This window comes from Amycolatopsis echigonensis, from assembly GCF_014174495.1.
Lineage (GTDB): Bacteria > Actinomycetota > Actinomycetes > Mycobacteriales > Pseudonocardiaceae > Amycolatopsis > Amycolatopsis echigonensis.
Window position 1 is genome coordinate 1 of sequence record NZ_JACJHR010000244.1, and the last position, 1057, is coordinate 1057.

Sequence of the window (1057 nt, forward strand, 5' to 3'; positions counted from 1 at the left end):
TCGAGTCCTGGCTCGGGCCGGTGTCGGGGTTGTCGAAGCTGACCGTCAGCCCGCCGTCGGCTAGTCCGATGTGGATGGTGGCGCCGTCGTGCACGTCGCCGCCGAGCAGGGCGCGGCCGATGCGGGTTTCGACCTCGCGGGCGATGAACCGGCGCAACGGTCGGGCGCCGTAGACCGGGTCGAACCCTTGCTGGGCGATGAAATGCCGGGCTTCGTCGGACAGATGGAGGGTCATGCGGCGTTCGGCGAGCCGGGCACGCAGCTCGTCGGTCATCAGCTCGACGATACGTTCGATCTCGGCCTCGGTCAGCGGTTTGAACAGCACAATGTCGTCGATCCGGTTGAGGAACTCGGGCCGGAAGTGCCCGCGCAGCGCCGCCATCACCCGTTCCCGCGCCTCGGGTTTGATCTCCCCGCCCGCGGTCGCGCCCTCCAACAGGTACTCCGAGCCGATGTTGGAGGTCATGATGATGACCGTGTTGCGGAAGTCGACGGTGCGGCCCTGGGCGTCGGTGAGCCGGCCGTCGTCAAGGACCTGCAGCAGCGTGTTGAACACGTCGGTGTGGGCCTTCTCGATCTCGTCGAACAACACGACCGAGTACGGCTTGCGGCGCACCGCTTCGGTGAGCTGGCCGCCCTCCTCGTAGCCGACGTAACCGGGTGGGGCGCCGACCAGGCGGGAGACGGTGTGGCGTTCCTGGTACTCGCTCATGTCCAGGCGCACCATGTTGTCCGCGGTGTCGAACAACGCCGCCGCCAGGGTCTTGGCCAGCTCGGTCTTGCCGACGCCGGTGGGGCCGAGGAAGACGAACGACCCGATCGGCCGGCGCGGGTCCTTGATCCCGGACCGGGCGCGGATGATCGCGTCCGCGACCAGTTGCACGGCCTCGTCCTGCCCGACCACCCGTTCGTGCAGGATCTCGTCCAGCCGCAACAGTTTGTCGCGTTCGCCTTCTTGCAGGCGGGACACGGGGATGCCGGTCCAGCGCGACACGATCGCGGCGATCTCGTCCGCGGTGACGACTTCACGCAGCAACCGCTGCCTGCCCTGCTTGGT

General features: G+C 68.0%; 1 protein-coding gene. It reads right to left on the bottom strand.

All coding sequences use genetic code 11. The features are described from left to right. The coding region (locus tag H5411_RS46555) for an AAA family ATPase (protein WP_183128033.1) at nt 1-1057 on the bottom strand (1057 nt) is incomplete at both ends.